Source organism: Micromonospora sp. NPDC048842 (genome assembly GCF_040649935.1).
Classification (GTDB): Bacteria; Actinomycetota; Actinomycetes; order Mycobacteriales; family Micromonosporaceae; genus Micromonospora; species Micromonospora hortensis.
The window spans coordinates 24,843-43,325 of sequence record NZ_JBEZGK010000016.1; the positions used below are offsets into that span (position 1 = coordinate 24,843).

Annotated in this window: 14 protein-coding genes and 1 riboswitch; of the genes, 8 read left to right on the top strand and 6 right to left on the bottom strand. The window is 72.2% G+C overall.

Going from position 1 to position 18,483, the window contains the following annotated elements; translation table 11 throughout:
- Positions 1–63: 63 nt before the first annotated feature.
- Both AB0C19_RS22010 and cobN read right to left on the bottom strand, forming a co-directional pair.
- Complete coding sequence (locus AB0C19_RS22010; RefSeq protein WP_357188126.1) at positions 64–2,298, bottom strand: magnesium chelatase subunit D family protein; 2,235 nt, start codon at positions 2,296–2,298, stop codon at positions 64–66.
- On the bottom strand, positions 2,295–5,963 hold the full coding sequence (gene cobN / locus AB0C19_RS22015) for a cobaltochelatase subunit CobN (RefSeq protein WP_357188128.1): 3,669 nt from the start codon (positions 5,961–5,963) through the stop codon (positions 2,295–2,297). Before cobN ends, AB0C19_RS22010 begins: the two co-directional genes overlap by 4 nt.
- 279 nt (positions 5,964–6,242) lie before the next feature.
- Positions 6,243–6,372: riboswitch (cobalamin riboswitch) on the bottom strand.
- 530 nt (positions 6,373–6,902) lie between these two features.
- On the opposite strand from cobN, the gene AB0C19_RS22020 reads away from it, so the two are divergent.
- Positions 6,903–7,079: a hypothetical protein gene (locus AB0C19_RS22020; RefSeq protein ID WP_357188130.1), complete on the top strand. Its 177-nt coding sequence runs from the start codon at positions 6,903–6,905 to the stop codon at positions 7,077–7,079.
- A gap of 55 nt (positions 7,080–7,134) precedes the next feature.
- Here AB0C19_RS22020 and AB0C19_RS22025 read toward each other — a convergent pair whose 3' ends face one another.
- The gene (locus tag AB0C19_RS22025; protein ID WP_357188132.1) at positions 7,135–8,094 is read right to left on the bottom strand and encodes a helix-turn-helix domain-containing protein; all 960 of its coding nucleotides are present in this window, start codon (positions 8,092–8,094) and stop codon (positions 7,135–7,137) included.
- 58 nt (positions 8,095–8,152) lie between these two features.
- Here AB0C19_RS22025 and AB0C19_RS22030 point away from each other — a divergent pair, with 58 nt between their 5' ends.
- Positions 8,153–9,448, top strand: coding sequence for an MFS transporter (locus AB0C19_RS22030; RefSeq protein ID WP_357188134.1), 1,296 nt, complete (start codon positions 8,153–8,155; stop codon positions 9,446–9,448).
- A 7-nt stretch (positions 9,449–9,455) separates the two neighbouring features.
- On the opposite strand, the gene AB0C19_RS22035 is transcribed toward AB0C19_RS22030, so the two are convergent.
- Positions 9,456–9,791 carry a hypothetical protein gene (locus AB0C19_RS22035; protein WP_357188136.1) on the bottom strand — a complete coding sequence of 112 codons (336 nt, stop codon included), beginning with the start codon at positions 9,789–9,791 and terminating at the stop codon, positions 9,456–9,458.
- A gap of 128 nt (positions 9,792–9,919) precedes the next feature.
- Between AB0C19_RS22035 and AB0C19_RS22040 the strand changes: the two genes are divergently transcribed.
- Positions 9,920–10,501 carry an RNA polymerase sigma factor gene (locus AB0C19_RS22040; protein ID WP_357188138.1) on the top strand — a complete coding sequence of 194 codons (582 nt, stop codon included), beginning with the start codon at positions 9,920–9,922 and terminating at the stop codon, positions 10,499–10,501.
- Entirely contained in the window at positions 10,494–11,213 is a 720-nt protein-coding gene (locus AB0C19_RS22045) for a hypothetical protein (protein ID WP_357188140.1), read from the top strand. The genes AB0C19_RS22040 and AB0C19_RS22045 overlap by 8 nt, the downstream gene beginning before the upstream one ends.
- Here AB0C19_RS22045 and AB0C19_RS22050 read toward each other — a convergent pair.
- Positions 11,202–11,504, bottom strand: coding sequence for a hypothetical protein (locus AB0C19_RS22050; protein ID WP_357188142.1), 303 nt, complete (start codon positions 11,502–11,504; stop codon positions 11,202–11,204). The genes AB0C19_RS22045 and AB0C19_RS22050 overlap by 12 nt on opposite strands.
- Before the next feature lies 1 nt (position 11,505).
- On the opposite strand from AB0C19_RS22050, the gene AB0C19_RS22055 reads away from it, so the two are divergent.
- The 3 genes from AB0C19_RS22055 to ileS all read left to right on the top strand — a co-directional run bounded on the left by AB0C19_RS22055 (position 11,506) and on the right by ileS (position 15,909).
- Positions 11,506–11,787 (top strand): hypothetical protein, encoded by a 282-nt coding sequence (locus tag AB0C19_RS22055; RefSeq protein WP_357188144.1) that lies wholly within the window; start codon positions 11,506–11,508, stop codon positions 11,785–11,787.
- A 30-nt stretch (positions 11,788–11,817) separates the two neighbouring features.
- The gene (locus tag AB0C19_RS22060) at positions 11,818–12,483 is read left to right on the top strand and encodes a hypothetical protein (RefSeq protein WP_357188146.1); all 666 of its coding nucleotides are present in this window, start codon (positions 11,818–11,820) and stop codon (positions 12,481–12,483) included.
- Positions 12,484–12,762: 279 nt separating this feature from the next.
- Positions 12,763–15,909 carry an isoleucine--tRNA ligase gene (gene ileS / locus AB0C19_RS22065; RefSeq protein WP_357188148.1) on the top strand — a complete coding sequence of 1,049 codons (3,147 nt, stop codon included), beginning with the start codon at positions 12,763–12,765 and terminating at the stop codon, positions 15,907–15,909.
- Positions 15,910–15,983: 74 nt separating this feature from the next.
- On the opposite strand, the gene AB0C19_RS22070 is transcribed toward ileS, so the two are convergent.
- Entirely contained in the window at positions 15,984–17,246 is a 1,263-nt protein-coding gene (locus AB0C19_RS22070) for an MFS transporter (RefSeq protein ID WP_357188150.1), read from the bottom strand.
- 160 nt (positions 17,247–17,406) lie between these two features.
- Here AB0C19_RS22070 and AB0C19_RS22075 point away from each other — a divergent pair, with 160 nt between their 5' ends.
- Positions 17,407–18,396, top strand: coding sequence for a LacI family DNA-binding transcriptional regulator (locus AB0C19_RS22075; RefSeq protein ID WP_357188152.1), 990 nt, complete (start codon positions 17,407–17,409; stop codon positions 18,394–18,396).
- The last annotated feature ends 87 nt before the right edge of the window (positions 18,397–18,483 follow it).

Genomic DNA, 18,483 nt, shown 5'->3' on the forward strand with positions numbered 1-18,483 from the left:
ACTCCCGCGCCCGCCTCTCCCGCGATCTTGCGGTTTCGGTTGGTCATACGTGCGTTTGGTCCCTTATGCCGCGACAGGAAGTGCAAGATCGCGGGGGTGGGTGAGGGCTTCCACTGGGGTTCGGGGGGCCTTCAGCTGGGTGGCCAGGCGGGCGGCAAGGTGCAGGCGGACCGGGCCGGATTCGCAGTCGACGACCACGCACGGTGCGCCGGTGGCGGCCAGGACCGCCGCCCCTGCCGCCGCTCGATCGAGGGGACGAGTGCCAGCGGTGGCTCTCCCGTCGGTGACGATGAGGACCAGTGGGCGGCGCTTCGGGTCGCGCAGGCGCTCCACCCGCAACAGGTCCGCGGCGGCGAGCAGCCCCTCGGCCAGCGGCGTACGCCCGCCGGTGGGTAGCTCGGCCAGCCGGGTCGAGGCGGCCAGCACCGACGAGGTAGCCGGCAGCAGGGTCCGGGCGCCGGCGCCCCGGAACGCGATGACCGCGACCTTGTCCCGCCGCTGGTACGCGTCGGTGAGCAGGGCAAGCACCGCGTCCTTCACTGTTGCCATCCGCTGTCGGGCGCCCATCGATCCGCTCGCGTCCACCACGAACAGCACCAGGTTGCCCTCGCGCCCCTCACGAACCGCCTCGCGCAGGTCGTCGCGGCGCAGCCGCAGCGGACCGGTGAGCCGGCCCCGGGCCGCCTGGTGCGGAGCGGCGGCGCGGATCGTGGCCGGCAGGTGCAGCGCACCGACCCGACCCGCCGGTACCCGGGCACCGGTGGTGCGGCCGCGCCCGGTACGGGCCCGCGACCGTCTGCCCGGCACCCCGTCACCCAGGCCGGGCGCGGTGAGCACCCGCGCTTTCAGCCCGCCCCGGGGTACGGCCACCGGCTGGGACTTCCCGCCGCCGTTCGGGTCGTCGTCACCGGTCGCCGAAGGCCGGCCACCGCGCGGGCGCGAGTTCTGGCCGTCGCCGCCCCGGTCGCCCTGCTGGTGCTGCGGCCAGCCGTCGTCGTCACCCCGGGCGCCCTGCTGGTGCTGCGGCCAGCCGTCGGGGCCGTCGGTGCGCCCGTCCGGGCCAGCGCCGTTCCGCGCCGTCGAGTGCTCCGTCGACCCGGGCTCACAATCGTCGAAGCCGTTGCCGCCCTGCGGTCCGCCGCCACTCGGGCCGCCCTCGTTTGGTCCGCCACCGGCCGGGCCAGCACCGGCCGGGCCACCGCCGTCCGGACCGCCGCCCTGCGGTCCGCCGCCGTCCGGGCCACTGTCGTCGGGGCCGGCGTCGTCCGGGTCGTCGGGGTGGGCGTCCTGGGCCCGCTGCAACGCCTCGTCGAGGCGCTTCTCGTCCAGCCCCGGGGTGTCGAACGGGTCGCGGCGGCGGCGGTGCGGCAGGGCCAGCCGGGCCGCCACCCGGACGTCGTCGATGGTGACCCGGTCCCGGCCGTGCCAGGCGGCGTGGGCGAGGGCGGTCCGGGCGGTGACGATGTCGGCCCGCATCCCGTCCACGTCGAACGCCGCGCACACCTCGGCGATCTGCCGCAACGCGGCGTCCGGCAGTCGTACCTCGGGAAGTCGGCGGCGGGCGGCGGCCACCTGGCCGGCGATCTCCGCGTCGGCATCGGCCCAGCGGGCGGCGAAGCCGACCGGGTCCGCGTCGGCGGCCAGCCGGCGGCGGACCACCTCGACGCGGACCTCCGGGTCCCGGCTGGCGCCCACCTCCACTGTGAGCCCGAACCGGTCGAGCAGCTGCGGGCGCAGCTCCCCCTCCTCCGGGTTCATCGTGCCGACCAGCAGGAAGCGGGCCGCGTGGCTGACCGAGACGCCCTCCCGCTCGACGTGGCTGCGGCCCATCGCCGCCGCGTCGAGCAGCAGGTCGACGAGGTGGTCGTGCAGCAGGTTGACCTCGTCGACGTAGAGCACGCCCCGGTGCGCGGCGGCGAGCAGGCCCGGCTCGAAGGCGCGTACCCCCTCGCCGATCGCCTTCTCCAGGTCCAGCGCGCCGACCACCCGGTCCTCGGCGGCGCCCACCGGCAGCTCCACGAGGCGGGCCGGACGGGTCTCGGCGGCGGCGTCGGTCGGGTGCGGGCCGTCCGGGCAGGCCGGGTCGGGCTCGGCCGGATCACAGCCGAAGCGGCAGCCCACCACCCGGCGCACCGGGGGTAGCAGCGCGGCGAGGGCCCGCACGGCGGTGGACTTGGCGGTGCCCTTCTCGCCCCGGACCAGCACCCCGCCGATCGCCGGGGAGACCGCGTTGAGCAGCAACGCCAGCCGCATGTCGGCCATGCCGAGCACCGCGCTGAACGGGTAGGTCGCGGTCATGCCCGGTCCTCCAGATCGCCCTCACTGGCCAGGTACGTGTCGCGAAGCCGGTCGAGGGTGGCCGGCTCCGGCTTGGCCCACAGCCCCCGGTCGGCGGCCTCCAACAGCCGCTCGGTGATGCCACGCAACGCCCACGGGTTGGACTTCTCCAGGAACTCCCGGGTGGTCTCGTCGAAGAGGTACGCGGCGGCCAGGTGCTCGTACATCCAGTCGTCGACCACGCCGGCTGTGGCGTCGTAGCCGAACAGGTAGTCCACTGTGGCCGCCAGCTCGAACGCGCCCTTGTAGCCGTGCCGGCGCATCGCGGCGATCCACTTCGGGTTGACCACCCGGGCCCGGAACACCCGCCGGGTCTCCTCGCCCAGCGTGCGGGTACGCACGTCGTGCGGCATCGCCGAGTCACCCACGTACGCCTGCGGTGAGGTGCCGGTGAGGTGGCGGACCATCGCCACCATCCCGCCGTGGTACTGGAAGTAGTCGTCGGAGTCGACGATGTCGTGCTCGCGGGTGTCCTGGTTCTTCACCGCAACCGCGATCCGGGCGAACGAGCGCTCCATGTCGGCGCGCGCCTCCCGGCCGTCCAGGCCCCGGCCGTACGCGTAGCCGCCCCACACCGCGTACACCTCGGCCAGGTCGGCGTCGCTGCGCCAGGTCCGTGCGTCGATCAGGGGCAGCAGCCCCGCACCGTACGCGCCGGGCTTGGAGCCGAAGATCCGGGCGGTGGCCCGCCGCTCGTCGCCGTGCTCGGCGAGGTCGGCGGCGACGTGCGCCCGCAGATAGTTCTCCTCGTCCGGCTCGTCAAGGGCGGCGACGCGCCGGATGGCGTCGTCGAGAAGCGCCACCACGTGCGGAAACGCGTCGCGGAAGAAGCCGGAGATGCGCACCGTGACGTCGACGCGGGGCCGGCCCAGCTCGGCGGTCGGCACCACCTCGACGCCGGTCACCCGCCGGGACCTGTCGTCCCAGACCGGCCGGCAGCCCAGCAGCGCGAGCACCTCGGCGATGTCGTCGCCCTGGGTCCGCATCGCGCTGGTGCCCCACACTGTCAACCCCACCGAGCGGGGGTACGCCCCGGTGTCGGCGAGGTGCCGGGCCAGCAGCGAGTCGGCGAGGGCCACCCCGACGTCCCAGGCGTTGCGGCTGGGGATGGCCTTCGGGTCGACGGAGTAGAAGTTGCGGCCGGTCGGCAGCACGTTGACCAGGCCCCGGGTGGGTGAGCCGGACGGGCCGGGCGGCACGAACCGTCCGTCCAGCGCGCCGAGGGTGTTTGTCAGCTCGTCGGTGGTCCGGTCCAGTCTGGGCACCAGCTCGGTGGCGGCGAAGTGCAGCACCGCGGCGACGTCCGGGATCGAGCGACCGGTCACCTCGGCCACTACGGCGTCGACAGTGTCCACGGCCCAGTCCAGGGTCTCCATGCCGATGACCAGCCGCCGCGCGAGGGCCTCGATGAGGTCGATCGCGTCGGCGGCGGTGCCGGCCGGCCCGTCCACCACGTCGGTCAGCGCCGCGGGCAACGCCAGCCGTTGTCCCGGTGACGCGAGCAGTTCCTGCTCGTCGAGGGAGTACGCGACGGCGAGTGCCTGTCGCAGGCCGGGCAGGGCCCGGGCGCCGCCCCAGATCTGCGGGGCGCGCAGCACCGCCAGGACCAGGTTGACCCGGGGTTCGCCGGTGGGAGCGTCGGCGAGGATGTGCAGCCCGTCGCGGATCTGGACGTCCTTGACCTCGCACAGGTACCCGTCGAGGTGCAGCACGAAGTCGTCGAAGTCGTCCGCGTCGGGCATCGCCTCGGCGTGCAGGTCGTGGTGCAGTTCGGCGGCGCGCACCAGGTCCCAGATCTGGGCTCGCACTGTGGGCACCTTGGCCGGGTCGAGGGCCTGCACTGTCGCGTACTCGTCGAGCAGTTGTTCCAGTTTGGCCAGGTCGCCGTAGGTCTCGGCACGGGCCATCGGCGGGACCAGGTGGTCGACGACCACGGCGTGCGCCCGCCGCTTGGCCTGGGTGCCCTCGCCGGGGTCGTTGACGATGAACGGGTACACCAGCGGCAGGTCGCCGAGGACCGCGTCGGGCGCACAGCCGGCGGCCAGACCGAGGCCCTTGCCGGGCAGCCACTCCAGGGTGCCGTGCTTGCCCAGGTGCACCACGGCGTCCGCGCCGAAGCCGCCGTCCGCGGCCGGCGAGGCCAGCCAGCGGTACGCGGCCAGGTAGTGGTGACTCGGCGGCAGGTCCGGGTCGTGGTAGATGGCGATCGGGTTCTCCCCGAAGCCGCGGGGTGGCTGGATCAGCAGCACCACGTTGCCGAAGCGCAGCCCGGCGAGCACGATGTCGCCGCCCTCGGTGTACAGCTCGCCCGGTGGCTCACCCCAGTGCTCCCGCATCCGCTCGCGCAGCTCGGCCGGGACCTGGTCGAACCAGCGCCGGTACGTCGGCCCCGGTATCCGGGCCTCGGCGGCGGCCAACTGCTCCGGGGTGAGCCACTCCACGTCGTGACCACCGGCGGCGATCAGCGCGTGGATCAGCGCGTCGCCGTCGTCCGGCGGTGGCGTGTCACCCAGGTCGTAGCCGGCCTCGGCCAGCGCGGCGAACAGCCGGACCGCCGAGGCCGGGGTGTCCAACCCGACGGCGTTACCGACCCGGGAGTGCTTGGTGGGGTACGAGCTGAGCACCACGGCGACGCGCTTGTCGGCGTGCGGCACGTACCGCAGCCGGGCGTGGCGCACCGCGATCCCGGCGACCCGGGCGGCCCGCTCGGGGTCGGCGGCGTAGACCGAGAGGCCGTCGGCGTCGATCTGCTTGAACGAGAACGGCACTGTGACGATCCGGCCGTCGAACTCGGGGATGGCCACCTGCATGGCGGCGTCCAGGGGGGACAGACCGGCGTCGCTGTCGGCCCACTGCGCGCGGGTGCTGGTGAGGCAGAGGGCCTGGATGACCGGCACGTCCAGGGCGGCCAGGGCGCCCACGTCCCAGGCGTCCTCGTCGCCGCCACCGGAGGCGTCGGCGGCGACCGCGCCGCCGGCCGCGAGGACCGTGACCAGCAGCGCGTCACAGCGGGCGAAGAGCCCGAGTGGGCCGGTGCCCGCGGTCAGCCCGCGCAGCGAGCCGCAGAAGATCGGCAGCGGGTTGCCGCCAGCTCTGTGGACCGCGTCCGCGAGCACGTCGACGAAGTCGGTGTTGCCGGCCAGCGCATGCGCCCGGTAGAAGACGATCCCCACTGTGGGCCGGTCCGGAGCGGCGGGGTGTTCGCCGTGTACCCCGTACGCAGGGGTGGGCGTGGGTGCGGCGAACCCCTCGCCGGTGAGCAGCACCGTGTCGGAGAGGAACCGGGCCAACTGCCCGAGGTTGTCCGGGCCGCCCTCCGTCAGATACGCCAGCGACTGGCTGACGACCCCGGATGGCACTGTGGAGATGGCCATCAGCTCCGCGTCGGGTAGCGCCTCACCGCCGAGGACCACCGTCGGCACGCCGGTGGCGAGCACCGCAGCGAGGCCGTCCGGCCACGCCTGCCGACCGCCGAGCAGGCGTACGACGACGAGGGCGACCTCGTCGAGCAGGGCGGGCACCTCCTCGGCGGTAACTCGGGCGGGGTTGGCCAACCGGTAGTCGGCGCCGCTGGCGCGGGCGGCCAGCAGGTCGGTGTCGGCGGTGGACAGCAGCAGGATGCGCACGGCAGGCTCCGGAAAGTGACGCCCTGGGCCCTCACTGAGGCGACCGGGGCGATACGGGTGGGTACGGCGTCAGCCGGTACGACGGCCCGAGCGAACGGCGCACCGACGCATGGGTCGGGGCCGGTCAGCGCCGGGCGATCAGCTCAGCGGTGCCGGTGGCCGGTGCCCTTGGAATGCACTGCCTGGAGCGCGATACGACGATAATCGTCGATGAATGAGACGCCGTGCGTCATCGGGTCCTCCTCGGGTGTCCACGCCCTGGGGTACGTCCGACGGCCGAAGTATCCTGGCTTCCGGATCGACGCTCTCCCCCGGCCTTCCAACCGCAGACACACGGCCGTGACTCACGAGGGGGGATCGCTCCCCGGTGACAGTGGCGGGACCGCGTCGGAATCGCACCGACTTCCTTCACTGCCGTCAGGCCGCGAATGCTGCCACACCGCCGCGTCGCCGGTCAACGCGGACCCCGCCGTCGCACGCCCGTTCTCACCACATTGACCTGCGGAAATATCGGCGCGCGAGGTTGTCGTCCGCCGCTGCGGCGGGCTGCTGGGCTGGTTGGTCGTTGGCGGCGTGGTCCCCTGCCGGGGGCAGTGCGGGTGCGACGCCCTTTGGAGCTGATGTCGTGGACGATTCAGTCCGCCCCGGTCAGCCCTGGGCTACTCGTGCCCAAATCGGCGCGGGTGGCGGGTCAGCGACAGCCAGCCGAGAAGACGGCTGTGCATCATGGCAAGGTCGGGACGACCGGCGTCTACGACGAGCCCGTTCGCGCCAACGTGCTTTGATCGATGACCGGCTCTGCGTTGTTCAGCACTACCTACCGCAGATGCGGGGCGTCGACTGCCCGGCGACGGTCATCGAGCGCAGCACTGACCCCTCCGGCCTCTCCCCGATATTCGACGAGATGTTCAGCTCGCTCTGGGATCGCAGCCGCCAGCTATGACCGACCACGCCCGCCTCCTCCCCCTCGCACAGGAGGCCGTCGACCTGGCGCAGAACCTCATGCTGACACTCCAGCCCGGCGCGCTGACCTTCAAGGGTGACTGCGATGCTTCTACCCGCCGCCGGCACATCTGCGCCGGCCGGAGGACGGCCTCGGCCGTCGAGGGCGCCTGATCCAGGCCCTCCCGGTACCGAGTGCGGGCAGCATGGGCCGACACGCCGGGTCCCGTCAGAACGATAAGGCCCCGGCCACCAGCGTCCGGGCCGCATCCGTCCACCAGTAGAGGACCTCCCGGCCCGACCTGCGCTTCTGGAGCAGACCGGCATCCGTCAGCACGCGCAGGTGACCACCGACGGTACCGAGCGGCAGCCCGGTCGCGGCGACCACGGCCGTGGTGCTGATCGGCTCAGCCGCCTGCACCAGAATCGTGCTCCGTGCGTTTCCGAGCAGGCGGCGCAGTGGATCCGGGGTGGTGAGAGCCGCCTCCGTGAAGACCCCGGTCACCGGGTAGACGATCCCGAAGCGGTCGGGCAACCTCCAGGAGATCCAGCCTCCCCGGCAGTGGGCCGCGAAGAACGTCAGCGTCCCGCCGCGCACGTCGGACGGTGGGTAGGGCCGCTCCTCGACCTGCAGCCGGCCGTTGCCCAGCCAGCGCATGCCCGGCCGCATGTCGTTGATGACCCCGGACCATCCGTCCCGGCCCAGCCGGGAGATCCGGGACACCACGTCGGCACGCAGCACCGACTGCCGGCGCGGCCAGTCCGCCTCGATCGTGTGGTGCCAGACCCAGCGCACCAGAGCGGCCGTCCGACTCGCCAACCCCGAAGCGCGCAGTTCCGGGGCCAGCGGGGAACGTACGTGGGCCAGATCGGCACGGATTCGGTCATCCGGCAGCGACTCGAGCTCCACGAGTTCGTCGTCCAGCGTCATGTCCGGACGGGCGGGCGGCACCGTCAGGAAGTCGGCCATCCAGGAGGACGACATGGCGTGCGCCAGGATGGCCCGGGTCACCGGGTCACCGTCGAGATAGCCCTGGAAGGCATCGACATGCTGGTCCCGCCAGACCCGATGCCACGGAAGCGGCTGGGCCCTGCGCAGGATATTCAGCGCCCCCAACGTCTCGGTGAGCTGCGAGGTGCCGAAACGCGCCTGCGCCATCACTTCGGCGTCGACCAGGAACACCGCCATGTTTCGCCTCCAGTCGAAACTCTAGGGCGGCGCCGCGGGATGTCGCAAGCTCCTGGCCATGCACAGCGATGCTCAGCCAGGCGACCCGACGACAGTGAGCACGCGGAACTTCAACGCTCTGTGGGCCGGTGCCGCCATCACCAACCTGGCTGACGGCGTCGTCAAGCTGACACTGCCTCTGGCGGCCCTCTCGATGACGGACTCCCCTGCGCTGGTCGCCGGCGCCACCCTGGCCAACACCCTGCCCTGGTTACTGTTCTCACTGCCCGCCGGTGCCCTCGCCGACCGGGTTGACCGCCGGCGCCTGATCATGGCGATGGCCGCCGCGCGCGCCCTGGTCCTCGCCGTGCTCGTGGGCGCCATCCTCGTGGACGTCCTCCCACCGGCCGGCCTGTACGCGGGGGCGCTGCTCCTCGGCACCGCCGAGGTGTTCGCCGACACCACCCGGATGTCGGTAGTGCCGATGGTCATACCCCGCAATCGCATGGAATCCGCGTTCGCGAAGTTGACAGCGACCGAGACCGCGGCCAACGAGTTCATCGGGCCCCCGCTGGGTGGCCTGCTGGCCGCCGCCGGACTGGCCGTGGCGCTCGGCGCTGGCGGCGTCGGCTACGCAGGCGCCCTGCTCGCACTGGCAGTCATGACCGGTCACTACCGCAGCAGCGGTCATCCCGGACCAGCAGCGAACGCTCCGGGCCTCCGCGCCGACATCCGGGAGGGCATCCGGTACGTGTGGCAGGCAAGGATTCTGCGGTCTCTGCTGCTGGTGGCCGGTGCGGCGAGCGGGTGCTGGGCGGCCTGGATGGCGGTCATCGCCGTCTACGCGATCGCACCCGGACCGATGAACCTGAGCCACGCGGAATACGGCCTGCTGATCGGAGCCCTGGGAGTGGGCGGCGTCATGGGAGCCTCCGCCGCGCCCGCTCTCACCCGCCGCTTAGGACGGCGGGTCGTCCTCGCCGCGTCGATGGCGAGCTTCGCCGTACTGCTGGCGGCACCGGCGATCACCTCGTCGCCCCGGCTGGTCGCCGCGGCGACCGTCCTGGGCGGCGCCGGCTCCGGCGCGTGGAACGTCACCTACAGCTCGCTGCGCGCACTCGTCGTGCCCGACGAGATGATGGGGCGCTACAGCGGGGTCAGCCGCCTGACCAGTTGGGGTTCGATGCCGCTCGGGGCTCTGGTCGCCGGCCTCACCGCGGAACTGGTCAGCGTCAGAGCGGTCTTCTGGGGCGGAGCAGGTCTCTGCGTCCTGGTGCTCGCCGTGACGTTACGAACTGTCACCTCGCCCGAATTCCGACTGGCGCAGGCCCGCGCTACCGCCCTCCACGAACCCGTGCCGGCCCAGCCGCACTGACCTGGCCTCAGCGGGCATGGCGTTCCGGGTGGGCCCGGCTCCAGGTCCGCATCCGCTCCGGGTAGCCGGTGCGCGCCGCCTCGTACAGCGGCACCGCGTGCTTGCGGGCGATGGACCCGGCCGCGCGGGGCGTTCCGGTACGACGACGGATCCACTCGCCGTCGTGGGCGATCGCCATCACTGTGGTGTCCGTAGCGGTCGTCTCCGGTTCCAGGTAGAACTCCACCCCGCGCCGGGTGGCCACGAACTCCTCCAGCGCCGCGAGGTCGTCGCGGGTCGCCTCCCGGTCCAGCTTCGTCGGGGTCGCCTCGGCACCCCGTGACCGGCGGTTGAACCAGCTCATGCCCCGCCCCTCTCCTCGACGTCCCTCCAGTGCAGCACCGGTTCCTGGCAATACGCTGCACGCCGGATGGGAGAGAGCTGACCTGCATCGAGAAGTCCGTGTGGAACCCGCAGCGGGTGGGCGGTGTCATGAGTGTGATCCGAACGGAGGCCCCCCTGGACGACGAGGCACTCGTCACCCGCGCTCGGGCAGGTGACCTGGAGGCGTACAACCTCCTGGTCGCCCGGCACACCGCGTCCGCGTACCGGACCGCGGTGCTGCTCGGCGCGGGCTCGGACTCCGAGGACGTCATCCAGGAGGCGTTCGTGAAGGCGTACCGGAAGCTGTCCCGTTACCGGGGTGACGCGTCCTTCCGGTCGTGGCTGCTCGCGATCGTCGCCAACGAGACCCGTAACCTGCACCGCTCCCGTGGCCGGCGCGACGGGCTCGTCCTGCGGGCGGCGGCAGCGGACCCGACGTCCGAGGTCGCCGAGGACGACGCTGTCGGCGCGGTCCTCGCCGGGGAGCGCCGGGCATCGCTGGTGCAGGCCCTGCGACAGCTGCCGGTACGGGACCGTGAGGTGATCGTCTGCCGGTTCTTCCTCGATCTCACCGAGGAGGAGACGGTGGCGGCTCTGGGCTGGCCCCGAGGCACTGTGAAGTCGCGTACGTCCCGGGCTCTGGCGAAGCTTCGCGGCCTACTCGACGGTGCGGAGGTCCGGCATGGGTGACCTCGAACGGGAACTGCGCGACCTGTCCACCTGGCTGGACACCCCCGATCCGCCCGACGTGACCGCCCGCGTCCGCGTACGACTCGGCACGCCCGCGCCCCGACGGCGCCGGTGGCGGTCGCTCGCCGCGGTGGCGCTCGTCGCCCTGCTCGTGGCGATGTTGCCGCCGACGCGGGCCGCGATCGCCGACGCCGTCACGGGGCTGCTGCGCTTCGCCGGGGTCAGCATCGCCACCTCGCCCGCCCCGACGCCGCCCAGCGGCACCGCGTCGCCGCTGCCCGGGCAGCGGGCCGTCGCCCTGGGCGAGGCCCAACGGACGGTGCGGTTTCCGATCCGCCTGCCGGCGAGGCTGGGCACGCCCGAGCAGGTGCTGGTCGCCGACCCGGACGCCACTGGCCAGTACCGGGTGGCGACGCTGCTCTACGACGGGGGCGCACTGCGCGTCGACGCGTTCGACGGTCACCTCGACCTGGCCTTCCACAAGGAGGTGACTCCGCCGGGCGCGAACTGGGTCCAGGTGAACGGCGACTTCGCCGTCTGGGTCGACGGCCCACACGCGTTGTCCTACGTGGACCGGACGGGCGAGATCCGCAGGGAGACCGCCCGACTGGCCGCCTCGACCCTGATCTGGCAGGACGACGACGTGAGCTACCGGATTGAGGGCACCCTCACCAAGGCCGAGGCGATCGAGATCGCCCGCTCACTGGGCTAGGAACCCGGCGGGCGTGGGCGGTGTCGGAAGGGTGGACGAGTCGTCGACGCGTACCGGAAGGGGCGAGATGGTTTCCTGGGGCAGGTTGACGCTGGCATCCTCGGTGGTCCTGCTGGCGGGGTGCACGACCACGACCAGCGGAGCGCCGCCGACGGCGGGTGCGGCCACCACGGCGAGCACCGCGACCGCCTGCGCGGCGCGGATCGAAACGGGGTCCCTGCCGGACTGGGCGGACGCCGGGTTCAGCGGGGACGCCCGGGTTCCGCACGTCTTCGGCGCGAAGGGTGACATCGTGGCGGTGCTGTTCGCCCACCCACTGCGGCAGGTCCGGACGGACGGGTCGAACAACAAGATCCTTTGGGTGGCCAGCGCCGCCACGACCTCGCCCGACCCGACCGCACCGGCAACCCTGGTGATCACAGCGAGGCTGGACGGCACGGACACCCGGGTGATCCGGGAGGTCCCCGGCGGCCCCGGTCCGTCGATCATCGACCTGCCCGAGGCCGGTTGCTGGCGCCTCGACCTGCGCTGGTCCGGGCACACCGACACGATGGACCTGGTCTACGCCCCCTGACAGCACCTCGGGCCGCCTAGGCTGCCGATCATGCCCATGGACGCGCGGGTGGCAGCGGCCCGCAACAACGCCGAATGGTGCGACATCGTCTGCGGCAGCCACGGGCTGGCCGGTCGTACCGACGCCGACGCCTGGTCGGTCCCCCACCGTTCGCCACAGTGGTACCCGGACGCGGTCACAGTGCGGCCGGGCGTCGACGCCGAGGCCGTGCTGGCCCGCATCGACGCGGGGCCCGGCGCGTCGGTGAAGGACAGCTTCGCCGACCTCGACCTGTCCGGGTACGGGTTCCGGGTGCTCTTCGACGCCCAGTGGATCCACCGGCCACCGTCGCCACCACCTGTCGACACGCCGCTGGCCCCGGTCACCACACCCGACGAGCTGGTGGCCTGGGCGGCGGCTCAAGGTGGTGGGGACCTGTTCCGCCCCGCGCTCCTGGCCGACCCCCGCGTACGGGTGCTCGCTCGCCACGACGACCGGGGCGTGATCACCGGTGGAGCGGTGCTCAGTGGCGACGGCCCGTACGGCGTCTCCAACCTGTTCACCCGCACCGACAACCCCCGGGACATCTGGCGCGCGGTGTGCGCCACAGTGCCCAACGCGCCGCTGGTCGGCTACGAAAGCACAGCGGACCTGACGTCGGCGCTCTCCGCTGGCTTCACCACCACCGGCCCTCTCCGCATCTGGCTGCACGCCTAGCGCTCTGGCCACTGGCCCCACGCACGGACAGCTATGCTGGGCGGCATCGGCACCGATCCGGCCATCACCGGGGAGCCTCCGGAAGAACAGGCAGCTTCGCCGCCCCAGTAGAACCGGACGTCGCGGCACGTCACGCCGCGAAATCGAGCGGCGCCTGCATCATCGAGGCGCAAGCGGGGTGGTACCGCGGAGTCCTGGCCATACGCCCGGCGCTTCGTCCCCGCGTGGGCAGTGAGCTGCTGCCCGTGCGAGCGGACGTGAAGTGTAGGGAGAACGTCGGTGCCGGACGGTCCGTCGAAGTCACCATTCGTGCCACTGCCCACCAAGATCGACCTTGGTGGGATGGACCGTGCGGTCATCGAGTGGTGGCAGGCAAACAACGTGTTCAACCGGAGTCTGGAGCAGACGGCCGACGGTCCGCCGTGGGTGTTCTACGAGGGTCCGCCGACCGCCAACGGCACGCCGGGCACCCACCACATCGAGGCGAGGGTCTTCAAGGACCTCTTTCCCCGGTACCGGACGATGCGGGGCTTCTCGGTGCCACGCCGTGCCGGGTGGGACTGCCACGGCCTGCCTGTGGAACTCGCGGTGGAGAAAGAACTGGGGCTCAGCGGCAAGCCCGACATCGAGAGGATGGGCGTCGCGGAGTTCAACGCCCTGTGCCGCACCTCGGTGCTGCGGCACGTGGACGAGTTCGTCCAGCTCAGCGAGCGGATGGGTTACTGGATCGACCTGGAGCATCCGTACCAGACCATGTCCCCGGAGTACGTGGACAGCGTCTGGTGGTCACTGAAGCAGATCCACGACGGCGGGCGACTGGTGGAGGACTTCCGGGTCGCTCCGTACTGCACCCGCGACGGCACGACCCTGTCCGACCACGAGGTGGCCCAGGGGTACGAGACCGTCACCGACCCCTCCGTGTACGTGCGGTTTCCGGTGCGCGGGGACGTGGCCGGACACAGCGGTGTCGACCTGCTGATCTGGACCACCACCCCGTGGACCCTGGTGTCCAACACCGCCGTCGCCGTCCACCCCACAGTGACGTACGCCCTGGCCCGCACCGGCGAGGGCACATTCGTCGTCGCCGAACCACTGACCCAGCGGGTCCTCGGCGACGAGGCGGAGATCCTGGCGACAGTGCCGGGGTCGGCCCTTGAGGGTTTGCGGTACGAGCGGCCGTTCGACCTGGTGGACATCCCGGACGCGCACCGGGTGGTCCTCGCGGAGTACGTGACGACCGAGGACGGCACCGGTCTGGTGCACCAGGCGCCGGCCTTCGGCGCGGACGACCTCGCCGTCTGCCGCGCCTACGGGTTGCCGCTGGTCAACCCGGTCGCCCCGAACGGGAGGTTCGACGACGGCATCGACCTGGTCGGTGGTGTGTTCTTCAAGGACGCCGACGCGTTGCTCATCGACCGTCTCAGGCAGTCTGGTCGGTTGTTCCGGCATGAGCCGTTCGAGCACCCGTACCCGCATTGCTGGCGGTGTCACACGCCGCTGATGTACTACGCGCAGCCGTCCTGGTACATCCGGACGACCGAGGTCCGTGACGAGCTGACGCGGGAGAACGAGAACACCAACTGGTTCCCGGAGCACATCAAACACGGCCGCTACGGCGACTGGCTGAAGAACAACATCGACTGGGCGGTGTCCCGCTCCCGGTACTGGGGCACCCCGCTGCCGCTGTGGCGATGCCCTGACAACCACATCACCGCTGTTGGTTCCCGTACGGAGCTCGGGGAGCTGACCGGCGCCGACCTGTCCGAGCTGGATCCGCACCGCCCGTATGTCGACGAGATCACCTTCGCCTGCCCGGACTGCGGTCTGATCGCCACCCGGGTCCCCGAGGTGATCGACGCCTGGTACGACTCCGGGGCGATGCCGTTCGCGTCGTTGGGCTACCCCCACGTGCCGGGTAGCAAGGAGATCTTCGAGCGCACCTACCCGGCTCAGTACATCTGCGAGGCGATCGACCAGACGCGGGGGTGGTTCTACACGCTGATGGCGGTGGGCACGCTGGTCTTCGACCGGTCCCCGTACGAGAACGTCGTCTGCCTCGGGCACATCCTGGCCGAGGACGGCCGCAAGATGAGCAAGCACCTGGGCAACATCCTGCTGCCGATCCCGTTGATGGACACGCACGGCGCGGACGCGGTGCGCTGGTTCATGGCCTGCTCCGGCTCACCGTGGTCGCCGCGCCGGATCGGGCCCGGCCCACTCGACGAGATCGTCCGCAAGGTGTTGATGACCTACTGGAACACCGCGGCGTTCTTCTCCCTCTACGCGGCGAACTCGACGTGGGCGCCGCATCTGGCGCAGCCGGTCGCCCAGCGACCGGTGTTGGACCGGTGGATCGTCGGCGAGGTCCACGCCCTCGCGGCCGCCGTCGACGAACGGATGCAGAACTACGACACGGCGCGCGCCGGCCGACTGCTCGCCGACTTCATCGACGACCTGTCGAACTGGTACGTACGGCGGTCGCGGCAGCGTTTCTGGGAGGGCGACCCCGATGCCCTCACCACCCTGTACGAGTGCCTCGACATCCTCACCCGGCTACTGGCGCCGTTCATCCCCTTCGTCACGGAGGAGGTGTGGCAGCAGGTCGTCCGGCGCGGTGCCGAGTCGGCCCCCGAGTCGGTGCACCTGGCGACCTGGCCCACAGCCGACACGACAGTGATCAGCACGGAGTTGTCGTCCCAGGTGGCCACGGCGCGGGCATTGGCCGAGGCGGGCCGGTCCGCGCGTAAGGCGAGCAGCCTGCGGATCCGCCAGCCGTTGAGCCGGGCGCTCGTGGGGCTGCCGGCCGGCACCGTCCTCCCGCAGGCGTTGCTGGACGACATCGGCGACGAGTTGAACGTCAAGGTCCTCCAGCCGCTCGATGCACAGAGCGGGGTCATCGACGTGCAGGTCAAAGCCAACTTCCGGACCCTGGGCCGCCGGTTCGGCAACCGCACCCAGCACGTCGCGAAGGCGATCGCCGCCGTGACCCCCCGGGACCTGGTCGACGGGGTCCGGGCGAACGGGACGTATCCACTGTCGGTCGACGGTGCGCAGGTCGAGGTGGGCCTGGACGACATCCTGATCACGGAGGTGCCGCGCACTGGTTGGGTAGTGGAGTCCCAGCGCGGCGCGACGATCGCGTTGGACACCGAGATCACGCCCGAGTTGGCAGCCGAGGGCGTCGCACGCGACGTCGTCCGCATCATCCAGCAGGCCCGCCGCGACGCCGACTTCGAGGTCTCCGACCGGATCACGGTGTCGATCGCCGCGCCTCCGGATGTCGCGGCGGCGATCTCCACGCATCAGAAGCTCATCGCGCACGAGACTCTCGCGCTCCAGCTGACGATCGTGAACGCGTTGTCGGAGGGGTTCTCCGGCACGGTGGGCGACGGTCAGGAGATCGTCGTGCACGTCGTGCGGGCCTGAGACGGCGACCGTAACCAGTGCGGGTGCGCGGCGCAGTCGGCCGCGCACCCGCACCGCCCCGGCGGCGAGGTGGGTTAGTTCTTAGCTACCGACGGAGCAGTTTCAGCGGAGTGCGGCGGGCGCAGCACCGGCACCAGCAGCAGGGTCGGCAGCAGCAGCAGCGGCACCGCCAGCAGCGCGCGTAGGGTGCCGACCTCGTCGCCGACCAGCCCCAGCAGCGGCGGGCCACCGAGGAACGCGGTGTAGCCGATCACCGCGACCACGCTCACCCGCACCGCCGCGTGGGCCTCGTCGTCGGCCGCCGCGCTCATCCCGACCGGGAAGCCCAGCGACGCACCCAGGCCCCACAGTGCGACGCCGATGACGGCCACCGGCCCGGAGCCCGCCAACACGGCCAGGCCGGCGCCGACCACAGCGAGGCCGATGGTGCCGCTGAGCACCGGCACCCGACCCCACCGGTCCAGCGCGATGGTGCCGACGGTGCGTCCGACGGTCATGCCCACCACGAAGACCGCGAAGACCGCCGCGCCGGCGGCCTCGCTCAGGTCCCGCCCATCGATGAAAGCCACGGCCAGCCAGTCGTTTGCGGCGCCCTCGGTGAACGCCGCCACCAGCACGAACAGCCCGATCAGCAGGGTGCGCGGCTCACGCCAGGCGGCGAGTTGCGCCCGGCGGCGGGCGGCGGGGGTGGCGTCCGCAGGGTCGCCGGTGTGATCACTGCCCACGGGCAGGAACGTCCGGGCGGCGAGTGCGGTGCCGGCCAACACGACCACCGCCACCGCGACGAGATGCGCGCCGACCGACACGTCGAACCGGGCCGCCCCGGCACCCAGCGCCGCTCCGGCCACCGAACCGAGGCTCCACCCGGCGTGGAAGCGGGGCATGATCGTACGGCCCAGCCGCCGTTCCACAGCCGCGCCCTCGACGTTCATCGCCACGTCGCAGGCGCCGGAGCCGTAGCCGAGAGCGACCAGTCCCAGGGCGACGATGGCGAACGACCCGGTCATCGTGGCGCCCAGCCCCGCCACGCTCAGGCCGACCGCGACCAGAACTGTGGCCATGGTGACGGTGCGGGCCGCACCGAACCGTTGGGCGAGCAGGCCGGAGGTGGGCATGGCGAGCAGCGCGCCGACGCTCATCGCCAGCAGCAGCAACCCGAGTCGGCCGGCGGAGAGGTCCAACGCCTCACGGACCGCCGGGACGCGGGAGAACCAGCTGCCGACGGCCAGCCCGTTGAGGGTGAAGGTGACGGCGACGCCGTTGCGGGCGAGCCGCACCGTCCGCAGAGTCGGCGATGCGGTGTCCGGGGCTACGGGTCGACTGGTGGGGGCGCTCACGGGGGTAGGTCCTCTTTCTCGGGGTGATCTCCTGGCACGATCGCACACCTGAGAGCGCTACCACCACAACCGGGAACCGCCCCTTACCGCTGCTGGTCCGGCCGGGGCATGATGTGAGCAGGCGTTGGTCCGACCGGACGGGCCGCCGCGGGAGGCGACGATGACGACAGCGGCACACCGAGCGGCCACCCTCGAGGACGTGGCCCGGGTCGCCGGGGTGTCCCGGTCCACGGCGTCGCGGGTGATCGCCGGCACGGGGTTCGCCTCGCCGGCCGCCCGCAAGCAGGTCACGGCAGCCGTCGACCAGCTCGGCTACGTGCCCAATCCCGCAGCCCGCGCGTTGGTCAGCGGCGGCGGCGTACGCCTGGTGGTGGCCGTTCTGGGCACCAGCGCCGCGGTGCTGGACGACCCGTACGTGCACCAGGTGGTCGGCGCGGCCGCCCGGGTGTGCACGCCCGCCGGTGTCGGGGTGGCGCTGTACTGGCTGCCGTTCGGCGACCCCCGCAGCCTCGACCAACTCGACGGGGATCGCAGCGTGTGCGGGGTGATCCTGGTCAACACCACCGAGGAGTTGCTGGCTGCGGTGCCCCGGTCGCTACGCGGTCGGGTGGTCTCGATCGGCGTCGGCTCGGCGACAGTGCCGTCGTTCGACGTCGACAACGCCGCCGGCTCCGAAGAGGTGCTTCGCCATCTGTACGCCTCGGGTCGCCGCCGGATCGCCATGGTGACCGGCCCCCGGTGGCTGCCCTGCGCGCAACGCCCGGTGCAGACGTACCGCCGACTCATGGCCGAGGCCGGCCTACCGGAGCGGATACTGCCCGGGGACTTCCGGGCGGCGCGCGGCCGGACGGCGGCCGGCGAGGCGCTGCGCCGCTGGCCGGACATCGACGCGATCTACGCGATCAGCGACGACACAGCGCTCGGGGTGATCGCGGGCCTGCGCGACGCCGGTGCGCGGGTGCCCGGCGACGTAGCGGTGGCCGGCTTCGACGACATTCCGTTGGCCGGGATGACCGCCCCGGCGCTGACCACGGCGAGTCACCCGGTGGGGCGGATCGCCGTCGCCGCGGCCACCGCCCTGCTGGACGGGCGCCCGGCGGCGCCGGTGACCCTGTTCCCGTCCGCCCTGGTGGCGCGGGCCAGCGCCTGAGTCGACGCTCGATCGAGCACGCTGACGGTTAACCCCGTACGGGCCGGGTAACCGCGTCGGACCTTTCGTCCACCGTGAGGAGCGCCG